The 2923-nt window shown below is 59.1% G+C and carries 2 protein-coding genes and 1 pseudogene; 1 reads left to right on the forward strand and 2 read right to left on the reverse strand.

What is annotated here, in order from left to right; translation table 11 throughout:
- Nucleotides 1–225: pseudogene (locus AWB74_RS43885) on the forward strand (patatin-like phospholipase family protein); the annotation flags it as partial.
- 547 nt (nucleotides 226–772) lie between these two features.
- On the opposite strand, the gene AWB74_RS43890 reads toward AWB74_RS43885, so the two are convergent.
- Nucleotides 773–1141 (reverse strand): response regulator, encoded by a 369-nt coding sequence (locus tag AWB74_RS43890; RefSeq protein ID WP_061152717.1) that lies wholly within the window; start codon nucleotides 1139–1141, stop codon nucleotides 773–775.
- Nucleotides 1142–1150: 9 nt separating this feature from the next.
- Nucleotides 1151–2923: PAS domain-containing protein (locus AWB74_RS43895; RefSeq protein WP_160110409.1), on the reverse strand; the 1773-nt coding region annotated here is incomplete at its 5' end.

The following is a 2923-nucleotide window of genomic DNA, read 5'->3' on the forward strand; positions in this document are numbered from 1 at the left end:
GTCGACGTGTCGTTCGAGGCACTGAAGGACAAGGGCGCGCGCGAATACTTTAATCAATTGCCGACTTCGTTTGTCCTACCAGACGAGGCGGTCGACCGCCTGCGCGCCGCTGCGGGCACGATCATCCTCGAATCGCCTGACTTCCGGCGGATGCTAAAGCAAGCCGGAGCGCGCGTTGTTGATCTTCCCGCTAACACATCTTCAGCCGAAGGCGCTATGAAGTGAAAGCCACCACGGCGGCATTGCCACCGCGCTAGCTTCAGCCCACTGACGACCGAGCGATTTAGCAAACCACGACTTTTGGCCCTTCCGTCAAGTTTGGCGACGGTCCGGTTCCGGACATGACAATCCGCAACGGTAGGCAAGATTCATTCTGTTCTCTCGGAACCCTGTCATTTGCGATCGACCCACGGTGGTCATTCCGCGAATCACCGTCATGAGCGAATACTTGCTGACCAACAGCCCGTCATTGGGATTGCCCAGGGCCGAAGCGCAAAAAAGGGTTGACTGCTGCCCGACGCGGCCGATCTATGGCCGACCGCGCCGGGCGGTTTTACGTCTGACTGGGGGCGGCCACAAGCTCTCATCTAGCGCCATGTAGAAGTCGGAGTTTAGACGTCCGGCGTAGTAAAAATGGCCGTTTCATCCTTGGACGCGCTATTGCTGTTGGCCGGGCACCCGGCCAATCGACCGGGACGTCATCCATTCAGATAGCGATTGAAGTAAGCAGTCCGACTGGGGGCACGGTTCGTTAGCTGACTTTCATGTGCGATTAGCCTCTCAGTGCCTTTAGGATTGCTTGGTGATCGAATGGCTTCTGGCAACGCGGATAGTGTCGATAGCCTTCAGCCACGGCATCGATGCCGTAGCCGGTCGCGAAAACGAAACGGATATCCCGCGACGCGAGTGCATCGGCCACCGGGTACGATTTTTCGCCGTTCAGATCAACGTCCAGCACCGCAGCGTCGACCAATTCGCGGCCCTCCTCAAGCAGCGCGACCGCTTCCTGCGCGCTGGCAACCGGCCCGACGACCTTAGCTCCGGCTTCCTCCAGAACGGTCGAAAGCCCGAGCGCCACCAGATAGTCGTCCTCGACCACCATGATTCTTCGACCATCCAGGATTTTCGCCTGTTCGTTCATGTCCGCCCTCTATACCTCATGCGAACTTGCCGACGGTAACGGTATTTCGATGTGACACGAAACGCCATCCGATCCGAAAACGAGTTTCGTGCGCGCGCGCAGCGTAAATCGCAGCGCCTTCTCGATCAACTGCCGCCCGAAACCGGTCTTCGAGCTGTCTGGTGGAACCGATACACCGCTTTCGATCCAGTCGATGACAAGCGAAGCGGCATCGTGCCCATTGGGCTCGACCTTCCAGCGCACCTCCAGCCGAGCCGCGTCGTCCTTCAAAGCACCATACTTGACCGCGTTCGTCGTTAGTTCGTGTAAAACCAGCGCAATCATTTGCACATTGCGAAAGCCAAGTGGTACCACCGGGCCCCCCAGGACGATCCGGGCGCTGCCTGTGACGCCGACTGCGTCGAACTCCAGCTTCACGATGTCCCCAAGGTTGATCAGGTTGCCGTCCGCTTCACCGATGAGACCTTGCAGACGACCGAGCGCGGCCAGGCGGCTATTGAAGGTTTCAAGGGCGACGTCTTGCTGGAGCGTCTGCTGTGCGATCGACTGGATCACAGTGAGCAGATTGCGGGTACGGTGCTGCAACTCGGCAATTAGCACGTTCTGCCGTTCTTCCGCATGCACCATGCCCGTTACGTCGACGAAGGCAATCACGACGCCGTCGGATTTTCGTTCGCCGTTACGATAGGGTGCAAGGCGCATCAGGAAATGAGTCAGCTTGTTTCTGCTGCAGACATGACGCTCCCGCGGCTTTTCCGTATTGAGCACGGCCTCGATATCCCCCTCCAGTCCGGGCAGCTCTAGCCGGGTAACAAGCTCAGTAATTGGACGTCCACGGTCGATGGTGCGGATGTGGAAAATGCGTTCCATCGCTGGCGTGAACGAACGGATGACGAGGTTACGGTCGAGGAATACGGTTGCAACCGACGTGCTCTCAAACAGGTTCTGCAGGTCGCTGTTCGAGCGATCGAGCGCCTCGATCTTGCGGGTCAATTCGAGATTGACCGTGTGCAGCTCTTCGTTGAGCGACACGAGTTCTTCCTTCGATGCCTCCAGCTCTTCGTTGGACGACTGCATTTCCTCGTTGACCGAAACCAGTTCCTCGTTCGATGACTTGAGTTCCTCGAGCGCAGTCTCATACTCTTCGATCATGGACTGCAGGCGTTCACGGGTGTCACGCAACTCCTTTTCTACCTGCACGGCGGTTCCCTCGTGCGTGGCCTGGGCGCGCACGAGCGCTTCTTCGCGTGAGAGCACGGGGCCCTGATCGTTGAAGACCACGAGGTACATTCGCTCGCCGTTGGTCTGGTCGGTCAGCGGCTCGACGGTCAGGCTGATCCCCTGTACGCGACCGTCCTCGCTCTCGATCACCACACCTTCGCGGGTAACCGGGCGACCGGACTCGACGGCCTCGCGAAACACCGAGCGCAGATCAAGGCCTAGCCCCTTTCGCGCCATAGCAAATAGCTGACGCGTCGGCGCGCCGGATGCAGCCTCCAGATATTTGCCCGTGCGTGCGGAGTAGTAAAGGACATCGCCATCGCGCGAAGCGAGCACGTGAGGTGGCGTGAACCGCTCCAGCATGTGGTTGTCGACCACGAGGCGCAGCGACGCACCGGTCAGCGCCGGGCGGCCAGGTGCGAGCCCGACAATCTGACCGATTTTTAGAGAAGACACCGACAACGGCACGCGAAGCTGCGGCGAAACATCAGCGCGGCGGCGAAAGATCCGGTGCTTCTTTTCGATCGGTACAAAAAGCTCGTCAAACTGGCTGACACCTTC

This window comes from Caballeronia arvi (assembly GCF_001544695.2).
Lineage (GTDB): Bacteria > Pseudomonadota > Gammaproteobacteria > Burkholderiales > Burkholderiaceae > Caballeronia > Caballeronia arvi.

Excerpts from the sequence above, each read along its gene's own strand:
- AWB74_RS43890 (WP_061152717.1), bottom strand. The coding sequence starts at position 1,141 with ATGAACGAACAGGCGAAAATCCTGGATGGTCGAAGAATCATGGTGGTC.